Raw genomic sequence first — 18,325 nt, forward strand, 5'->3', positions numbered from 1 at the left:
GTCGTACGCATCGAAATGCGCTATGGGTGTGTCAGCCATTTGCGCCAGGGCATGCCATGACCGGATCAGAAAAATCGAATGCTCGTATCCTGATCGGCGAATGCTACTGCCGCACCATCAGGTTCGAGGTGGCCGACGCGTTCTCCTATGCGATGAACTGCCATTGTTCGAACTGTCGCCGGACCACCGGCTCGGCCTTCAAGCCGTTCGCCGGCATCGCGCAGGACAAGCTCCGCATCGTCAGCGGCGGCGACCAGCGGCTCATTTTCGGCGACGACACCACCCATGACGCCCATTGTGGGCGATGTGGCTCGCTGCTCTATTCCCGGGTGCGCGAAGGACAATGGGTCCACGTCGCCATGGGAACCCTGGTCGATGCCCCTTCGATCCGGCCCAGCGCCCATATTTTCGTGGCCTCGAAGGCGCCCTGGCACGAAATTACAGACGATCTGCCGCAATATCGGGGGCATATCGGCGATGGCTAAGGAAACTCGGTCGATCCGCCCGCCCGGCCGCGAACCGCGACCGCGCTGGCGCGACAAACGAAGAGGGGCTTTCGGATTGCTGTCGGCGCGGCCTTCGTGACCTCCATCACAAGCGCCGCCACCAGATCCTGCTAAAGCAGTTCCAAAGGGGCTCGAACGTCCCGAACTTCGGAAGTTGTGTCATGCGCAAACTGCTCGGACTTTGCCAGCTTCTCCTCGCCGCAGCGCTGCTGTTCGGCTCTGGTCCCGCTTTCGCGGGCAACCGCGTCGCGCTGGTGCTTGCCAACTCGGCCTACCGGCACGCGCCGTCGCTCGCCAACCCCGTCAATGACGGTGCGGTGATGGCGAAAACGCTGAAGGAGGCCGGTTTCGACGTCGTCGATTATCGGCAGGACCTGTCGGCCCAAGATACCCGGCGCGTGCTGCGCGATTTTGCCGATACGACCCGCACGGCCGACATCGCCGTGGTCTACTATGCCGGTCACGGCATCGAGGTTGAGGGCTCGAATTATCTGATTCCTGTCGACGCCAAGCTCGAGCGCGACACCGACGTTTATGATGAGGCGCTTTCGCTCGACCGCGTCCTCGTCGCCGTCGAACCGGCCAAGCAGCTTCGTCTGGTGATCCTGGATGCCTGCCGTGACAATCCGTTCGGCAAAACCATGAAGCGCACGGTGGCCTCGCGCGGCATCGGCCGGGGCCTTGCCCAGGTCGAGCCGACCAGCCCCAACACGCTGATCGCCTATTCGGCGAAGGCAGGCTTCACGGCACAGGACGGCGACGGCGCCAACAGCCCCTTTACGGTCGCGCTGTCGCGGCATTTGACGACGCCGGGTCTCGATGTCCGCCGTGCCTTCGGCTACGTGCGCGACGACGTGCTCAAATCGACCGGCAACAAGCAGGAACCGTTCGTCTACGGCTCGCTCGGTGGCGAGGATGTGCCGCTGGTTCCGGTCAAGGTGGCGGCTGCCGCGCCGGCAGCGCCTGTGGTGAACCGGCAGGCCGACATGCGCCGCGACTACGAGCTCGCGCTCCAGGTCGGCAACAAGCCGGCGTGGGAAGCTTTCCTCGCCCAGCATCCCGACGGCTTCTATGCCAACCTCGCCAAGCTCCAGATCGACAAGATCCAGGCCGAGCAGGCCCATGCGGCCGCAATCGAGAAGGCAAAGCAGGCCGAGGCCGAGCGCGACCGTCTCGCCGCTCTCGGCGCCCAGAAGGACGCGCAGGCCAAAGCTGCCGCCGATGCAAGGGCCGCCGAGCAGGCCCAGCTCGCCGCGCAGAAGGCGAAAGAACAGGCGCAGCAGCAGGCGGCCGCCGCCGAGCAGCAGCGCATCAATCTCGCGGCGGCCGCGCCGAGCGCCGCACCGGCCAGCACCGCGAGCCCGGCCGGCACCAACGTTGCATCGCTGACGCCGGCAGCCGCGCCCGCCGATCTCAGCCGCTCGGTGCAGACCGAGCTTGGCCGGGTCGGATGTTTTTCAGGGCAGGCCGACGGCAATTGGAGCACCTCCTCGCAACGCTCACTGTCGCAGTTCAACCGCTATGCCGGCACCAAGCTCGACGTGAAGGTCGCGAGCACCGACGCGCTCGATGCGGTCAAGGCCAAGCCGGCGCGAGTTTGTCCGCTGGTTTGCGAGCACGGCTTCAAGGCCGACGGCGACAAGTGCACCAAGATCGTCTGCCGTGAGGGCTATGCGGTCAATGACGACAATGAGTGCGAAAAGCAGCGCGCCGCGAAGCCGGCCAAGCCTGCTACGGCGAAGCGCGACGACGGTGACGAACGTCCCGCGCGGCAGCGTCGACAGGCCGGGGGCGCGGCAGCCGGAGGCTACGGCGCTGCGGCGGGCATTGCCGCTGCAGCTGGTGCCAGCCGTCCCTCGGGTGGCGGCCAGATGTTCTGCAACAGCACCGGCTGCCGCCCGGTCAGCCGTGGTTGCCATCTCGAATATCGCGGCGGTGGCGGTCCCGCCAACGACGCCAATGCCGAGGTCTGCAACTGATGCGTCAAGTCGTCCCGGCAATGCCGGGACGATGTCAGTTCGAGATGGCGCTCGCGGCGATGTTGACCGTCAGGGCCAGCAAGGCCGTGTTGTAGATGAACGAGACGATCCCGTGCGCCGTGGCCGTGCGGCGAATGGTCCTGTCGGTGATGCCGACATCGGAAACCTGCGCGGTCATGCCGATCACGAACGAGAAATAGACGAAGTCCCAGTAGTCGGCGTGATCTTCCTTGTCGCCGCTCGGGAATTGCAGGCCGCCGGGCTTGGCGTTGCGGTAGTAATCATGGGCGTAATGCAGCGCGAAGGTGGTGTGCACGGCGGCCCAGGACAGCGCGATGGTGGTGATCGCGATCGAGAGTTCCGTGGCGCCGCGATGGACGCCGAGTTCGGCGACGATCGCTGCGATGCTCGCAAACGCGCCGATCGCCGTGACCAGCAGGATCACGAAGCGGCCGTCGTCCTGCATCGCGGCACTGCGGCGGATGTGCTGGTGGTCATTGCAAAGCATCATCGCATAGACCAGCACGAGATAGGCCGCGATCAGCGCGTCCCAACCGAGCACGAGCCGCGTTGTCAGCCGGGGTGATCCCGGCAGGAGCAGGCCGACGAGGACGCCGATACCAAGCGATATGAACGTCCGTGGCCGCGCATAAATCAGCCGCATGGGCCGCGACATCTGGCGGAAGCGGACGAGGGCGGGATCTTCCTTCTCAGTCGCCATGATGGTGATGGCTCTCTCACAGTTGCAGCGGCGGCGATCTGCTCCCTCACCCCGCTTTCGGGGAGAGGGGCGGGGCGAGGGGAGCCTCCGCGAGGACGGTGAGAGGCGAAGCTAGGTTTTCGTCAGCTCTTCCGCTCGGCCACGAAGCGCGCGGCGGCCTGCAGCACGGCGGCGCGATCGCCGAAGATCGAGACGGCGCTGTCGGCGCGCGCGAGCAGGTCGCGAACGCGCTGCCTGGCGCCTTCGATGCCGAGCTGGGTGACGAAAGTGGTCTTGCCGAGCACGGCATCGGCGCCGGCGGGCTTGCCGAGCGCGGCCGCATCGCCCTCGACGTCGAGCAGATCGTCGGCGATCTGGAAGGCTTCGCCGAGCGCGCGGCCGTAATCGTCGAGTGCCTGATATTCCTTTTCCGAGGCCTGGCCGAGGATCGCACCGGCGATGCAGCCGTAGCGCAGCAGCGCGCCGGTCTTCATCTGCTGGATGCGGGCGACGTCGATCGGCTCGTTGCCGCCGAAACGGCCTTCACCGGCGAGGTCGAGGATCTGGCCGCCGACCATGCCGCCGATGCCGGCGCAGCGCGCCAGGGCGCGCGTCAGCAGCAGCCGTACATTGGCGTCGCGATGGATCTCGTCGCGGGTGACGATGTCGAAGGCGAGCGTCAACAGGCCGTCGCCGGCGAGGATCGCGGTGGCGTCGTCGGTCTGCTTGTGCAGGGTGGGGCGGCCGCGGCGCAGGTCCGAATTGTCCATCGCCGGCAGATCGTCATGGATCAGCGAATAGCAGTGGATGCATTCCAGCGCGGCGCCCACCAGCAGGGCTGCTTCGCGCGGCACGCCGAACACGGCTGCGCTTTCGACCACCAGGAACGGCCGCAGGCGCTTGCCGCCGTTCAGGCTCGAATAGCGCATTGCGTCCATCAGCCGCTTGGGCCGGGCGATCTCATCGTGCAGGATGTCGTCCGACAGCAGGCGCCCGAGCAGGGCCTCGGTGTCATCAGCGGTCTTGTCCAGACGTTTGGCGAAATCGGACGGGGACGTGCCGGTCATCAAGAAAGGCTCCAGAACTAAAATTCGGCGGGACAATCCTTTATGAGCCCGCCTCAGTCAATCGTTTGGAAGGCCTAAAAAGTGCTGGAAAAGGCCCGAATTATCACAGACTTAATGGCAGGATCCGTGGCCGCGTTTCATTTTGCGCCGGAAAGGTCGATTTGCGCATCGTCAAAATCCTTCTCCTGATGCTCGCGGTTGCGCTGCTTGCGCCCTATGTGATCGCGCCGTTCTACCGCATCGGCCATCCCGTTTCGACGTTGATGGCCTGGCGCTCGCTTCGCGGCGCGCCGATGCAGCGGGAGTGGATCGATCTGGCGGCGATGTCGCCCTCGCTGCCGCGATCGGTGATCGCAGCCGAGGACGCCCATTTCTGCAAGCATCACGGCATCGATTGGGGTGCGCTGCGCGAGGCGATCGACGACGCGAAGGAAGACGGTACGCCGTTCCGGGGCGCCTCCACGATCACCCAGCAGGTCGCGAAAAACCTGTTCCTCTGGCAGGGCCGGGATTTTGTCCGCAAGGCGCTCGAATTTCCGCTGGCTCTCTGGATCGATCTCGTCCTGCCCAAGCCGCGGATCCTGGAGATTTACCTCAACATCGCCGAGTTCGGTCCCCGGGGCCAGTTTGGCGTCGAGGCCGGCAGCGCCTATGCGTTCGGCAAGTCGGCGGAGGACCTTTCGCCCCGGGAGGCGGCTCTTCTGGCCTCGATCCTGCCGAATCCGGTCAAACGCAGCGCCAAAACCCCCGGCCCGGGTGTCCGGCGGCTCGCGGCCACCTATATGGCGCGGGGACAGGCAAGCGCGCTTGCGACCTGCTGGCCGGAAAATCGCTGATTTTGGGCCCATTCCGGGCGTATTTTCCGGCCCAAGAGCCTAGCTTTACGGCCAGCCTTCCTCTATAAGCCCGGCCTTGATCGGCATTCAGCTCGCCTCGTTTTGCGGGTGCTGAGCCGTCCCTTCGTGGACGATGCCCTGATGACACCAATCCCTAGAGGATATTGAAATGGCCGTTCCGAGAAGAAAAACCTCGCCGTCGCGCCGTGGCATGCGCCGCTCGGCTGACGCCATCAAGAAGCCGACCTATGTGGAAGACAAGGACTCCGGCGAGCTCCGTCGTCCGCATCATCTCGACCTCAAGACCGGCATGTACAAGGGCCGTCAGGTCCTGAAGAAGAAAGAGTCCTGAGCTCTCAGGACCTTTCTTCGGGCAGGATGATTTCGCCTGCCTGATTTCGGCCCACCCATGAGATAGACGGTGACGGCGGCGGAGCGAATGCTTCGCCGCCGCATTGTCCTGTCCGGATATCATGATCGAGAAGGCGTTTTGCCGATGGTCGGTTTTCCGCTGCTTTTGATTCCGCTCGCGGTGTACAACATCATCGCCTTCCTGATGCCGACCGTCTCCTTTACGGACGTGCTGTTCAGGGTGCCGATGATCACGGGCGAGGCCTGGCCGGTTACGCTCGCCGATCTCCTGCTCGCGCTGGGCGTCGTGCTGCTGCTGCTCGAAGTGGTCAAGGGCGCGCGGCCCGGATCGAAATTCCTGATGGATCACCTGCTGTCGCTGATCCTGTTCGGCGGAGCGGCCGCCGAATTCGTGATGTGGCCCAAATTCGGCAACTCGACCTATTTCCTGCTGGTGCTGCTCGCGATGGCGGATTTCCTCGGCGGCATTGCCCAGCGCACGCGCCGCCGCGTCACCTACGTCGCGGAAACGACGGTGCCGGCGCCGCGCAAGGCCAAGCGCCAGGCCGAGGCGCCGGCGGAGGATGCGGCGTCCGAGCGCAAGTTCGAGCCGGTGATTGCGCCACAGCCGGCAGCGGTCGAGCCTCCAGCGCCCTCGGCGCAATCCGTCGCGGAATCCGTGCTGATGGATCATCCTGCGCCCAAGCCCTTGCAGGGCGCGACGTCGCCGGAAATTCCCTCGCCGCAGCTTCAGCCGGGTAACGGCACGCCGCCGTCGTCCGACACGCCGCCGCGCTGACCAGCGTCAAGCCACCTGCCGTGTCCGCGCGCTGACGCTTTGCAGCGGGCGCTTGCTGCCATAGGCCGTCATCGCATCCTCGGAAGAGGCGCGCCGCAGCCGGCTGGTCTGGGGTGCGTGCTCGGCATTGGCGATCAACTGTGTGACGAAGCTGGGATCGGGGCGCGACAGCGGTGCCTTGTGGACCCACTGCAATGTCGGCATCAGCGGCACGAGGGCCGTGCCGGCTTGCCGCTCCATCTCTGTCGATCCATCCGCATGCACCATCACAACACCGTTCATCCGCTCGAACTGGCGCGTTTCGGGACATGGGCGCCATTGCATGTGATGTCTCGCAAGGTCCATGCCGGCCGAGCGTAATCGTTCCTGGACCTCTCGGGAACGTGGTTTCCAAATTGTTTATGAACTTTGCCTAGGGTCGAAGGCGAATCTGGCCGTATCCTGTGCCGACTCAGGACTCCCCGCTGTCCCGAAACGAGGCGATTTTGACCCCTGCATTGCCGCAAGCCTCCGACATTCTGGCCGCGCTCGGTCAGGCCGTGTTCGCCTGGGACATCGCCAGCGATGCCATCGTTTGGAGTGACCAGGCCGCGAGCGTCTTCCCGGGCATTCCCGCCGAGCGGCTGGCGACCGGCGCCGAATTCGCCAAGCTGATCGAGCCCTCGCCGTCGCTGCGGACCGCCGTGCTGGCGCAGACTTATGCCGTGCATGGCGCCGACGGCACGCCCTATCGCGTCGAGTACGGCGTCCGCATGAGCGCCGCCGATCCCGTGATCTGGATCGAGGAGACCGGCCGCTGGTTCGCGGGTGCCGACGGCCGCCCGGTGCGTGCGATCGGCTCGGTCCGCATCAACAATGAGCGCCATGCCCGCGACGAGGAACTGACCAAGCTGGCCCGGCTCGATCCGCTGACCGGCGAGCTCAACCGCTCTCACCTGATCGCGGCGCTGGCCGAGGCGATCGAGGAGACCTCCCGCTTCCGCTCGACCGCCGCCTTCATGCTGGTCGGCATCGATCACCTCGCGCGTGTCAACGACGCCTTCGGCTTCGACGTTGCAGACGCGGTGATCCTCGACATCGCCAAGCGTATCCGCTCGCGCCTGCGCGGCGGCGACGTGCTCGGGCGCTTTTCCGGCAACAAGTTCGGCCTGATCCTGAAGAACTGCACCGTCGACGACATGAATGTCGCCGCCGAGCGCTTCCTCACCGGCATCCGCCACGAGGTGGTGCCGACCAAATCCGGTCCGGTCTCGGTCACCGCATCGATCGGCGCCGTCAGCCTGCCGCGCTATGCCCGTAACACCGACGAGGCCGTCAACCGCGCTCATGAGACGCTGGACGCCGCCAAGCGCCGCCGCGCCGGCTCGTTCGCCGCATGGCGCCCCGACGCTGCGCGCGACGCGCAGCGCCGCGTCAACATCCGCGTCACCGACGAGATCGTCACCGCGCTGAACGAGCGCCGCATCAAGCTCGCCTACGAGCCGGTGGTGTCCGCCGCCTCGCGCGAGCGCGCGTTCCACGAATGTCTGGTGCGGATGGACCAGGGCGACGGCCAGGTGCTGCTCGCGCCCGACATCGTGCCGGTCGCCGAACGGCTCGGCCTGATCCGCCTGGTCGATCATCGCGTGCTTGAGCTCGTGGTCGCCGAGCTTGCGGCTGCGCCCGACATCTGCCTCAGCCTCAACATCTCGCCGGATACGACCATGGATCCGGACTGGTGGGCCGGAATCGAATCGCTGATGGTGGCCCATCCCGGGGTTGCCGAGCGGCTGATCGTCGAGATCACCGAGACCGTCGCGATTCAGGACATCGACGACGTGCGCGGATTCGTCACGCGGCTGAAGAATTTCGGCAGCCGCATCGCCATCGACGATTTCGGCGCCGGCTATACATCGTTCCGAAACCTGCGCAAGCTCGGCGTGGATATCGTGAAGATCGACGGTGCGTTCGTGCAGAACATCACCCATTCCGCCGACGACCGCGCCTTCGTGCAGACCTTGATCGACCTCGCCCGTCGCCTCGACATCAGGACCGTGGCCGAATGGGTGCAGGATGAGGAAGCCGCCAACATGCTGCGCGACTGGGGCTGCGACTACATCCAGGGCCGCCTGATCGGACTGGCCTCAGGCGAGCGCCCATGGGGCGCGCCGCCGGAGGCTGTGCTGCCTGCGGCCAGCTGAGATGCCGTAGGGTGGGCCAAGCGAAGCGTGCCCACGACCTCGCTCCAACTCAAGCAGGTCGTGGGCACGGCGCTGACGCGCCTTTGCCCACCCTACGAAATCTCCCTACGCTCCCTCATCCAGCGCCACCAGCTCGCGCTTTCTGCGCAGTGACGGCAGCAGCGGCGCAATCAGCAGCGCCATTGCGAATACGAGGCACACCGCCGAGATCGGCCGTTGCACGAAGGTCCAGAGATCGCCCTGCGACAGGATCAGCGACTTGCGCAAATTGTTCTCCATCATCGGCCCCAGCACGAAGGCCAGCACCAGAGGCGCCGGCTCGTAGCCGAGCTTGCGCATGAAATAGCCGATGATGCCGAACGCGATCATCACATAGACGTCGAACACGTTGTTGCTGGAGCAGTAGACGCCGAGGATCGTGAACAGGATGATCAGCGGGAACAGGATGTTGTAGGGCAGCTTGAGAAGCTGCACCCACATCCCGATCATCGGCAGGTTCAGGATCAGCAGCATGACGTTGCCGATATACATGCTGGCGACGATGCCCCAGAACAGGCCCGGGTTTTGGGTGATCAACAGCGGTCCCGGTTGCAGTCCGTGAATGACGAAGGCCCCGAGCAGCAGCGCCATCACCACATTCGGCGGGATGCCGAGCGTCATCAGCGGAATGAAGGCGCCGCCCGCCGCGGCATTGTTCGCCGATTCCGGGCCGGCGACGCCTTCGATCGCGCCATGGCCGAAACGCTCGGGCGTCTTCGACAGCCGTTTCTCCAGCGCATAGGACGCGAACGACGCCACCACCGCGCCGCCGCCCGGGAGGATGCCGAGGAAGAAGCCGAGGATGGTGCCGCGGCCGACCGGACCGGCGCTCGCCTTCCAGTCCTCCTTGGTGGGCATCAGATGGGTGATCCTGGTGTTGATGATGTCGCGCTTGATCGCCTGCTCGGTGTTGAGCAGCACCTCGGCGACGCCGAACAGGCCCATCACGACGGGCACGAGCCCGATGCCGTCGATCAGCTCCATGCGGCCGAAGGTCAGGCGCGGCTGCGCGGTGATGCTGTCGAGCCCGATCAGCCCGAGCACGACGCCGATGCACGCCATCAGCAGCGCCTTCGGCATCGAGCCCTGCGTCAGGAAGGTGAGCACGACGAGGCCAAGCACCATCAGGCTGAAATATTCGGCCGGGCCGAACGCGATGGCGACGCTGGCAAGCTTCGGCGCCACCAGCATCAGGGCGATCAGCGCGAACGTGCCGGCGATGAAGGAGCCGAAGGCCGAGATGCCGAGCGCCGGGCCCGCGCGGCCCTGCTTCGCCATCTGGTGGCCGTCGATGCAGGTGACGACGGAGGCCGCCTCGCCCGGGATGTTGACCAGGATCGAGGTGGTCGATCCCCCATACATCGAGCCGTAATAGATGCCGGCCATCATGATGATGCCGGATTCCGGCGTCCCCGACAGCGTCACGGGCAGCAGCAGTGACATCGCCGAGATCGGCCCGATGCCCGGCAGCACGCCGACCAGCGTGCCGATGAAGACGCCGATGAAGCAGTAGAGCAGGTTGACCGGCAGCAGCGCGACGCCGAAGCCATGCGCGACGTTGACAAGCGTATCCATGGGGTCAACCGATTCCGAACAGGCCCGAGGGCAGCTGGATCAAAAGCACGCGCTTGAGCACCCACCACATGCCCGATGGCACCAGCACGGCGATGGGAATCGCCAGCGTCCAGCGGACGGGATCGATCAAGCGCAACAGCAGCAGCATCAAGGGGATCGACGACAACAGGAAGCCGAGCGGCTCCAGCACGACGGAGAATGCCGCAAGACAGGCGATCAGCAGGAGCGGCTTGCTCCAGCGCACGTTCTCCCAGCGCGAGGCCAGCGTCGGCCCGCCCTCGGTGATCGCCGCGACGATGATGGATCCTGCGAACACGCACATCAGGATGCCCGTGTAGAACAGCACGTAGCCGGAGCCGGGATCGTTGATGGTGCCGAGCTTGAGCTTCATGCCCGACCAGATCACGAAGCCGCCGAGCCCGAGCCCGATCAGGCCGCCCCAGAGTTCGGAATTGTTGAGGCGGAGCTTGACGTTGGTTTGGTCGGTCATCGCTATCCTCTCGTGCGCCGGACGCAGCGCAGCGCCACAAGTGCGGTTGCGCACGTCTTCGACGTGCTATGGCAGGTGCGCTGCAGAGCCGGGGCCCATGAGTGTGGACGAAAAAGGGTGGGCCCGGCTCTGCGGTGTACCGCAAGAAGCGCTGCACCGCGTCCGGGACACGCTGGTGGCTCGGTCCTACTTCTTCGCGAGCCCGAGTGTCTCGATCACCTTGCGCTCGGACTCGGTGACCTCGACGACGAACTTCTTGTAGTCCTCGGTGTTCTTGTAGTTCGGCACCATGTCGTATTTGGCGAGCGTCGCCACGACGGCCGGATCCTCGACCGCTTTCTTGAAGGCGTCGTGCAATTTGGCGACGATCTTCGGATCGAGCCCCTTCGGGCCGGCGATGCCGAACGGGGAGTCATAGACCATGGGGTAGCCGAGCTCCTTGAGCGTCGGCGCGTCAGGATAGTTCGGCGAGCGCGAGCCGGTCCACACCATCAACAGGCGGAGCTTGCCGGCATCGACCAGGGGGCGCCATCCCGTGGAGTCCGCCTGGAGCATGGTGTGCTGCCCGAGCACGGCGGCGTTGGTCTCCGCGCCACCCTTGAAAGGGACCTGCGTCAGCTTGATGCCGGACATCCCGGCAATCTGCTCCATGCCGATATGCAGCGACGTGCCGGCGCCCGGCGTGGCATAGGTCACCTTGCCCGGGTTCGCCTTCGCGAACTCCACCACGTCCTTCCAGCTCTTGAATTGCGACTCCGCGCTGGTGGTCACACCGAAGGTGTAGCCGGTGAGATGGATGATGTAGGTGAAATCCCTGGCCGGATCCCACGACACGTCCTGCATCAGGGGCAGGCGGAACACGGTGATCGGAATCTGCGAGATGGTGTAGCCGTCCGCCTTCGCGGCGGCCGCCATGGTCGCCGGTCCCACCGTGCCGCCGCCGCCGGCCTTGTTGTCGATCACGATCGGCTGTCCCAGCACCTTCGAGGCGCTGTCGGCGATCGCGCGCATCGAGATATCGGTCGATCCGCCGGCCGGCCACGGCACGATCAGCGTGATCGGCTTGCTGGGATAATCCTGCGCACCGGCAGCGGTCGAGAGCAGCGCGCCCATGACAACATGCATCGCGGCAAATGCGATCGTCTTCAGCCCGTATCGCGGCATCGAAATTCCTCCCTCGCGGCAGCCTCGTCGGGGCCGCCGTCCTTCGTTCTTGTGAGAGGATTGTTCCCGAAATCGAAGGAGAAGAAAAGCGCATTGCGCAGACCGCGGGCAGCGGCGGGTGCAGCAATCCCGGCAGAACCGGAACATGCGACAATTGGTCGTTTGGCCGCGTGCCGAGAGGCGGAATTTGAAGGACCAGCGGCCGCTCTATGCCACGCGCCGCACCGTGTTCAGCGTCTCGATGGTGTGCCCGACCTCCGATGCCGGGCAGGGCTTGCCGAAATAATAGCCCTGCACGGCCGTGCAGCCGCATTCGCGCACGAAGTCGAGTTGCTCCTCGGTCTCCACGCCCTCCGCCGTGGTCTCGACGCCGAGCACCGAGCCGAGGCTTGCGATGGTGCGGACGATGGCCACGCTCTCCGGGCTCTCGCCGAGCGTGCCGACGAAGGAACGGTCGATCTTGATGCGGTCGAACGGAAACTTGCGCAAGTAGCTCAGCGAGGAATAGCCGACGCCGAAATCGTCGAGACTGACACGGACTCCCAGTGAGCGGAGCTGGTGCAGGATCTCGATCGTCGCCTCGCTGTCGTCGAGCAGGGCGGTCTCGGTGACCTCGAGCTCGAGCCGCTGCGGCGGCAGGCCGGCTTCAGCCAGCGCGCTTGTCACCATCGCGACCAGCCCGCGCGAGCGAAACTGCACCGGCGACAGGTTCACCGCGACGGCCACACCGGGCCAGGAGGCGGCGGTCGCACAGGCGCTGCGCAACACCCATTCGCCGATCGGAACGATCAGCCCGTTCTCTTCCGCGATCGGAATGAACTCGGCCGGCGAGATGAAGCCGCGCGACGGATGCTTCCAGCGCAGCAGCGCCTCGAAGCCGGTGAGCTCCGACGAATCGAGCCGCACCTGCGGCTGGAACACCAGGTGGAATTCGCGCGCTTCCAGCGCGCCGCGCAGATCCTGCTCCAGTGCGTGCCGGCTGCGTGCCTCTTCCTCCATTTCGGGCTCGAACAGCTGGTAGGCCCCGCGCCCCTTCGCCTTGGCCTGATACAGCGCGAGGTCGGCGCATTTCATCAGCTCGTCGGCATCAAGCCCGTGGTCGGGCGCGATCGCAATGCCGACGGAGGCGCCGACGTGAATCGACTGGCTTTCCAGCGGCGGCGGACGGCCGATGACTTCGACCAGGCGCCGGGCGAGCTTCTCGGCCGATTGTGGCTGGGGTCCGCGCTGCAGCACGGCGAACTCGTCGCCGCCGAGGCGCGCGACGGTGTCGTGCTCGCCGACATTTTCCTTCAGGCGCGCTGCGACCCAGCGCAGCAGGCGGTCGCCTGCGGCGTGGCCGAGGCGGTCGTTGACGGTCTTGAAATTGTCGAGGTCGAAGCACAGCACCGCCATCGCGCCGCCGGCGATCGCGACCTGGTTCAGCCCCTCGCTCATCTTCTCGCGGAACAGCGTGCGGTTGGGCAGGTCGGTCAGGGAGTCGTGCCGCGCCATGTGCGCGACGCGGGCCTGGGCCTTGTGGCGCTCGGTGACATCCTCGTAGGTGACGACCCAGCCGCCTTGCTCCATGCGCTTGTGATTGAGCTTGATGATGCGGCCGTCGTTCAAATGCCGGTGCAGCGTGTGCTCGCCCTCGCGCAGCCGCTCGACATAGTCGGCATAGAGCTTGGCGCCCGTCGTGTTGGGGTGGATGCCGAGCTCGCAGCTGTGCTCCATGATCTCGCGCATGGAGACGCCGGGCCTCACGACATCAGGCGACAGGCCGTACATCTCGATATAGCGGCGGTTACAGACGATGACGCGCAGGCTCGCATCGAGCATGCACAGACCCTGGCTCATGTTGTTCAGCGCCGCGTCGAAGCGGCGGTACTGTTCGCTCAGCTCTCCGATCGCATGTTCCCGCTCGGTGATGTCCTCGTAGGTGGCGACGAAGCCGCCCTCGGCCAAGGCGCAATAGCGCACCGAAATGACGGTGTTGTTCGACATGCTCCGCCGCATCGGCGAGCAATCGCGGCTCGTGATCCGCGCGCGGGCGGCTTCCAGGATCTGCTGCGGAGTGTATTCCGATGCGAACGCACCGTTCGCCATCGAACGCTCGATCAGCTCGGCGAGGTGCGTGCCGGGGCGGGTCTCCTCTTGCGACAGCCGATAGATCGTGCGGTAAGTGGTGTTGCAGACGCGAAGGCGCATGTCGCTGTCATAGAAGGCGAGCCCGTGCGCCATGTTCTCCAGCGCCGCATCGAGGATGAAGTTCTGCTGCCTCAGCGTTTCCTCGTATTGCAGCCGCTCCGTGACGTCCTCGTGCACGGTGACCCAGCCGCCGTCGGGCAGGAAGCGGGAGACGGTCTGCACCATGCGTCCGTCAAAACGCATCACAAGCAGGGATTTCGCGCGTCTGGTGCGCACGTCCTCCAATCTGGCGCTATGGAATTCGTCGGCCGGCATGCCCGGCAAATTGCCGCGCGATACCCAATGGTCGAGCACCGTACGATGCGAGGCCCCCGGCTTCACGATCGCAGGATCGAGATTGTAGAGATTCAGGAAACGATCGTTGCAGACGACGACGTGGCTGTCGGCGTCGTACATGATGAGACCGTGCGACATGTTCGACAGCGCGTGCTGGCTGCGCTCGGTCTGCACGCGCAATTCTGCTTCGAGCCGGGCGAGGCGGGTGACATCGTCGCAGATCGTCATCCAGCCGCCGCCGGGAAGCGGCTTCAGCTCGAGCGACATGACGAGGCCGGTCGCCAGCCGCTGTTCGGTCCGAAACGGCTTTCCCCCCGCGATCTGTGCGATCCGCGCCGAATAGAGCGCGTCGAGCTCGCTTTCCGGAAAGTTGCCGCGCCCGGCGCTGTGCGCGAGCACCTCGCGGTAGCTCGTGCCCACGCGCACGATGTCGGCCGACATGTCGAACAGAGACAGGTACCGCTGGTTAACCAGCACGATCCGGTTGTCGGCATCGTAGACGCAGACGCCCTGTTCCATATGGTCGAGCGCAAGCTGGCTCAACGCGACCAGGGCTTCCGGCCCCTGCTCGCGGCGTGCACCAAGCTCGTTGTCGCGGGTCGAAATCATGGGATTGGCGGGATCTCGGCGAGCAATAGACTTAACGCAACCCAATTCAGCAGCCGAGGGTAACGAGGAGGGCGGAAAATTCCCTTAAGCGCAGTAGTTTACGGAGGGTGACTGGCGGTGGAGAGCGTATCGGAAATGCGGAGGTGCAGGCGAGAGTTGGCCGAGAGGGTGGGCGGCCAGGTTCGCCGGACGACAAGACAATCTACGGCCCGTACAGCACGAGCTCCGTGTCCGTGAGGTCGCCGAGCTGTGGCCGGTGCGGGCCCTTGAAATATTTGCGGCCGCGCCGCTCGGTGTAGAAACCGACAAGGCCGGGTATCGGTCCATTGGTATCGACTGCGACCGCGATCTTGCCGAGCCGAAGCAGCAGCCGGCCGATACGGCCGGCGCAGGCGGCATATTCCGCCGCGTTCCGGCAATAGATCAATTTCATCGCGGGTGGCGCAATGAAGCCCCGGCGGATGCGCACCGGTTGCAGGATGAAGGGAAACGCTCCCTTCGGCGTGCGGCAGACGAGGCTGAGGCAATTGTACCGCGCATGCCGCGTCAGCAACTCGGTCTCGGCGTCGGAAAGCCCCTCGATCGTCTTGGCATGAGGCGAGATGACCTCGATCTCGCTCCAGCGGGGAACGCGCGTTAGTGCGGGTACCGAGAAGAATATGCCGCGACAATAGGCACGAAAGCCCTGGGTCTCGATGATCGGCCAGGTCCACGGCGCCGGGCTGATGTTGAAATAGGTCACGTCCTTGTGCCGCTGGGCGATCTTGGTCAGCAGCGGAGCGTAGTTGCGGAAGGCCGGATCGACATACCAGCTCGACAAATTGCACTGGATGGCGGTCTCTTCGCCGTTCTTGCGGGCCGTGTAGATCAGTAGCAGCACGCCGACCGGCGTGCCATCATTGTCGAGCATGTAGCCGAAGCGCGGATAGCCCTCCGGTACGGACCGGAAAGCCTGCCGGCGCAGGCCCTGGATCCAATAATTGCGCGACCGGCCCACGAAGCCGCGCGTCAGCAAGTCCGCGACCGCCTCTGCGTCGGACTCGGTGATCTCGCGGCATCTGACCTTGGTATGGATCACGCTCGTCTTACCCGTGGAAATGACCGGCCTCGTGGAGTTTATCTTTTGAACATGGTCTCGGCGGACAGCCGTTTCACACTTTTCCGGATCATGCCCTAGCGCCAGCCTTCGCCATGGGCATCGGCCGTGACCGGCGGCTGCAGGCCCAGGAGGTCCCGCACCTTGGCGGGCCAGGCCGAGAGGTCGGTCCCGTGGGTGTGGAACATGGCGACGGCCAGGCGATCCATGCCGAAGGCGACGCAGCCCGTGTGCGCCGGTTCGCCATCGGCGTCCTGAATGCCCCAGGTCGTGCCGAAATGCTCGCGGTGATAGTTGAAGCTCATGCAGGCGGTCGGCTGCTCTTCCGAGCGCAGCGGGATGAGGAGCTCGAACTTGAGCTGCTGCTGCTTCTGGCTCACCGCCTTCATCTGGCCGACGCGGCCGAAGAACGGATCGCTGGCATAGTCGACGCGGAAGGTGAGCCCGAGATCGGTCGCGATCTTCTGCGCACGCACCATCCAGCGTTCGCGGAAATCGGCGACGTCGTCGGGGCTGCCGATGCAGACATATTCGCGCATCCGGAACGATTGCAGCCGGTCGAGATGCTTCGACGGCTCGCGGCGGAAGCAGTCGGCGGCAACGTCGAAGCGCAGCCCGCCCTTCGGCAATTGGCCACGGCTCGCCGCGATCGGATAGACCGGATAACAGGCGGCCGGTGACAGCACGAGGTCGGCGGGCGACAGCGAGGTGGTCCAGTCGCCGCCGGCATCGAAGCGGCTCACTGCGGCATTGATCTCGCGCTCGGTCCCGTGCAGGCCGCAAACGCAGCCGAGCAGGTTCGGAAAGCTCTTGAGATAGCCGGATTTCTCCAGCTGGGCCCGGCTCATCACCGGCGGGAAGCGCATCACTTCGGTGCCGGCCTCGCGATGGCCAGTGATCAGCGCGGCCAGCTTTTCGACGACGCCTTCATAGAGCGCGGTGCGGGCGTAGACGCCGTCGGCGCCCATGCGATGGAACAGCTTGTCGGCGAGATGATCGAGCGGATCGATCATCTGCGGTGCGGTCGCGGGCGAGTCGGGGAGGACGGCAATGTTCATGGGTCGATGTCCTGCTATTTGAAAATTGTTCTTGTTGGTTCAGTCGCTAGGCAATTAGTCACGAAGGCTTGACGGCACGCCGCTCATCAGCGTCGATGTCGCGGCATTGGCCAGAATGCGGTCGTTGTTGATCATGATCGGGGACGACAGCACGTCGCGCAGGTGCCGGCCCATGGTGAACTCGCCGTCGTTGCGGTAGCCGGAAAGGCCCGCGGTACGCATCGCATGCATCACGGTCTCGACCGCGAGCTCGGAGGCCTGCACCTTTAGAAGCGTGATCGACGACTGGAAGTCGAGCGAGCTCAGCGCGCGTTCGTCATGCTCTGCGCGGGAGAACGCGTCGATGTTGGCCGAAATCAGCGCGCGCAGCCTGGCCAGCGACATCTTCGCGGCGGTGAAATGCGCGGCGGCCGGCGGCATCTGCCCGCCGGACGTGCGGGCCGCTTTGCGGATGAAGGCCTGCGCGCGGGTCACGGCCGCGGCCGCGATGCCGGCCCAGGCGGAGGACCAGCACAGATGCGCGAACGGCGTCATGGTCTGGGCGTGGATCTTGTCGTAGGCCTCCGGGAAGACGCGGTCGGCGGGGCAATCGACCTTCAGCTCGAAGCCGGTCGAGCAGGTGCCGCGCATGCCGAGAGTTTCCCAGCCCTGGGTCTGCTTCAGTGAATAGTCGTCCTTGGCCAGCGCCAGCAGGACCTGGTCGGAAGCTGCGGCGGTGGTGGCGCGGCGGGCGATGGTGACGAGGCCGTCGGCTTCGGCGCCGTAGGAGATCACGGTGGCGTCGCGCACCAGCGAGACGGTGTCGCCGGCATGGTCGACGGCAGCCGCGCTGGCGCGGATGTTGCCGCCGTTCTGGCCTTCGGTGGTGGAGGAGGCGAGCAGCCACTGGTCGCGGGCGACCCGGCGCATCATGGTCTCCATCCAGGGGATGCCGTGACCATGCCTGATGACGCAGGCAACCTTGGTCTGGTGCATCGCGTAGATCATCGCCGTCGAGGCGCAGGCGCGTCCGAGCGTGTAGCAGATGTCGGTGACGTCGTAGATGGAGGCGCCGAAGCCGCCGAACTCGACCGGGATCATGACGCCGAGCAGCTTCTGCTCGCGGGCGACCTCGAAAGCCTTGTGCGGGAAGCGGGCGTTGCGATCGACCTCGTCGGCGTCAGCCGCCGCCGCAGCGGCGGTCCGGGCGGCACGTTCGATCAGGGAAGGGCCCTGCTCGAGGAAGCTGGTCTGTGTTTCGTCGACAGTGAGGACTGCTTCACGCACGTTCATACTCGTCCGCCTCCGGTTTGCCGTTCGAGATCGCCGGCATCATTCGCGACGCCGCTTGAAGCGATCCTCCGGTCATCTTTGCTTGTGAGACGAGGCTACGGATTTAATTCAAATTCGTCGATGAAATAGAGGGTAAAC

General features: G+C 65.3%; 16 protein-coding genes. 6 read left to right on the top strand and 10 right to left on the bottom strand.

Annotated elements, in window-relative coordinates:
- Positions 1 to 56 precede the first annotated feature (56 nt).
- Together CO669_RS19560 and CO669_RS19565 are read left to right on the top strand one after the other, a co-directional pair.
- Positions 57 to 485: a GFA family protein gene (locus CO669_RS19560; RefSeq protein WP_097661572.1), complete on the top strand. Its 429-nt coding sequence runs from the start codon at positions 57 to 59 to the stop codon at positions 483 to 485.
- 182 nt (positions 486 to 667) lie between these two features.
- Positions 668 to 2,485 carry a caspase family protein gene (locus tag CO669_RS19565; RefSeq protein WP_097661573.1) on the top strand — a complete coding sequence of 606 codons (1,818 nt, stop codon included), beginning with the start codon at positions 668 to 670 and terminating at the stop codon, positions 2,483 to 2,485.
- Positions 2,486 to 2,519: 34 nt separating this feature from the next.
- On the opposite strand, the gene CO669_RS19570 is transcribed toward CO669_RS19565, so the two are convergent.
- On the bottom strand, positions 2,520 to 3,206 hold the full coding sequence (locus tag CO669_RS19570) for a DUF1345 domain-containing protein (protein WP_198964111.1): 687 nt from the start codon (positions 3,204 to 3,206) through the stop codon (positions 2,520 to 2,522).
- Between the two features lie 122 nt (positions 3,207 to 3,328).
- Positions 3,329 to 4,252 carry a polyprenyl synthetase family protein gene (locus tag CO669_RS19575; protein ID WP_097661575.1) on the bottom strand — a complete coding sequence of 308 codons (924 nt, stop codon included), beginning with the start codon at positions 4,250 to 4,252 and terminating at the stop codon, positions 3,329 to 3,331.
- A gap of 161 nt (positions 4,253 to 4,413) precedes the next feature.
- Between CO669_RS19575 and mtgA the strand changes: the two genes are divergently transcribed.
- The 3 genes from mtgA to CO669_RS19590 all read left to right on the top strand — a co-directional run bounded on the left by mtgA (position 4,414) and on the right by CO669_RS19590 (position 6,238).
- Positions 4,414 to 5,088, top strand: a complete 675-nt coding sequence (mtgA, locus tag CO669_RS19580; RefSeq protein WP_097661576.1) for a monofunctional biosynthetic peptidoglycan transglycosylase — start codon at positions 4,414 to 4,416, stop codon at positions 5,086 to 5,088.
- Positions 5,089 to 5,257: 169 nt separating this feature from the next.
- The gene (gene rpmF / locus CO669_RS19585) at positions 5,258 to 5,440 is read left to right on the top strand and encodes a 50S ribosomal protein L32 (RefSeq protein WP_007598106.1); all 183 of its coding nucleotides are present in this window, start codon (positions 5,258 to 5,260) and stop codon (positions 5,438 to 5,440) included.
- Positions 5,441 to 5,584: 144 nt separating this feature from the next.
- On the top strand, positions 5,585 to 6,238 hold the full coding sequence (locus CO669_RS19590) for a hypothetical protein (RefSeq protein WP_198964112.1): 654 nt from the start codon (positions 5,585 to 5,587) through the stop codon (positions 6,236 to 6,238).
- 6 nt (positions 6,239 to 6,244) lie between these two features.
- Here CO669_RS19590 and CO669_RS19595 read toward each other — a convergent pair whose 3' ends face one another.
- Entirely contained in the window at positions 6,245 to 6,505 is a 261-nt protein-coding gene (locus CO669_RS19595) for a hypothetical protein (protein ID WP_097661640.1), read from the bottom strand.
- A 218-nt stretch (positions 6,506 to 6,723) separates the two neighbouring features.
- Between CO669_RS19595 and CO669_RS19600 the strand changes: the two genes are divergently transcribed.
- Positions 6,724 to 8,418 carry a GGDEF domain-containing phosphodiesterase gene (locus CO669_RS19600; protein WP_198964113.1) on the top strand — a complete coding sequence of 565 codons (1,695 nt, stop codon included), beginning with the start codon at positions 6,724 to 6,726 and terminating at the stop codon, positions 8,416 to 8,418.
- Between the two features lie 105 nt (positions 8,419 to 8,523).
- Here the strand turns inward: CO669_RS19600 and CO669_RS19605 are convergent, their stop codons facing one another.
- From CO669_RS19605 to CO669_RS19635, 7 genes are all read right to left on the bottom strand, one after another.
- Entirely contained in the window at positions 8,524 to 10,032 is a 1,509-nt protein-coding gene (locus CO669_RS19605; protein WP_097661578.1) for a tripartite tricarboxylate transporter permease, read from the bottom strand.
- A gap of 4 nt (positions 10,033 to 10,036) precedes the next feature.
- Positions 10,037 to 10,522, bottom strand: coding sequence for a tripartite tricarboxylate transporter TctB family protein (locus CO669_RS19610; RefSeq protein ID WP_097661579.1), 486 nt, complete (start codon positions 10,520 to 10,522; stop codon positions 10,037 to 10,039).
- A gap of 186 nt (positions 10,523 to 10,708) precedes the next feature.
- The gene (locus CO669_RS19615) at positions 10,709 to 11,686 is read right to left on the bottom strand and encodes a tripartite tricarboxylate transporter substrate binding protein (RefSeq protein WP_097661580.1); all 978 of its coding nucleotides are present in this window, start codon (positions 11,684 to 11,686) and stop codon (positions 10,709 to 10,711) included.
- A gap of 207 nt (positions 11,687 to 11,893) precedes the next feature.
- Positions 11,894 to 14,761, bottom strand: coding sequence for a PAS-domain containing protein (locus tag CO669_RS19620; RefSeq protein ID WP_097661581.1), 2,868 nt, complete (start codon positions 14,759 to 14,761; stop codon positions 11,894 to 11,896).
- 202 nt (positions 14,762 to 14,963) lie between these two features.
- On the bottom strand, positions 14,964 to 15,839 hold the full coding sequence (locus CO669_RS19625) for a GNAT family N-acetyltransferase (RefSeq protein WP_097661582.1): 876 nt from the start codon (positions 15,837 to 15,839) through the stop codon (positions 14,964 to 14,966).
- 95 nt (positions 15,840 to 15,934) lie between these two features.
- Positions 15,935 to 16,915: an amino acid--[acyl-carrier-protein] ligase gene (locus CO669_RS19630; RefSeq protein ID WP_097661583.1), complete on the bottom strand. Its 981-nt coding sequence runs from the start codon at positions 16,913 to 16,915 to the stop codon at positions 15,935 to 15,937.
- Between the two features lie 54 nt (positions 16,916 to 16,969).
- The gene (locus CO669_RS19635; RefSeq protein ID WP_097661584.1) at positions 16,970 to 18,187 is read right to left on the bottom strand and encodes an acyl-CoA dehydrogenase family protein; all 1,218 of its coding nucleotides are present in this window, start codon (positions 18,185 to 18,187) and stop codon (positions 16,970 to 16,972) included.
- Between the last annotated feature and the right edge of the window lie 138 nt (positions 18,188 to 18,325).

The organism is Bradyrhizobium sp. Y36 (assembly GCF_002531575.1).
Taxonomy (GTDB): Bacteria; Pseudomonadota; Alphaproteobacteria; order Rhizobiales; family Xanthobacteraceae; genus Bradyrhizobium.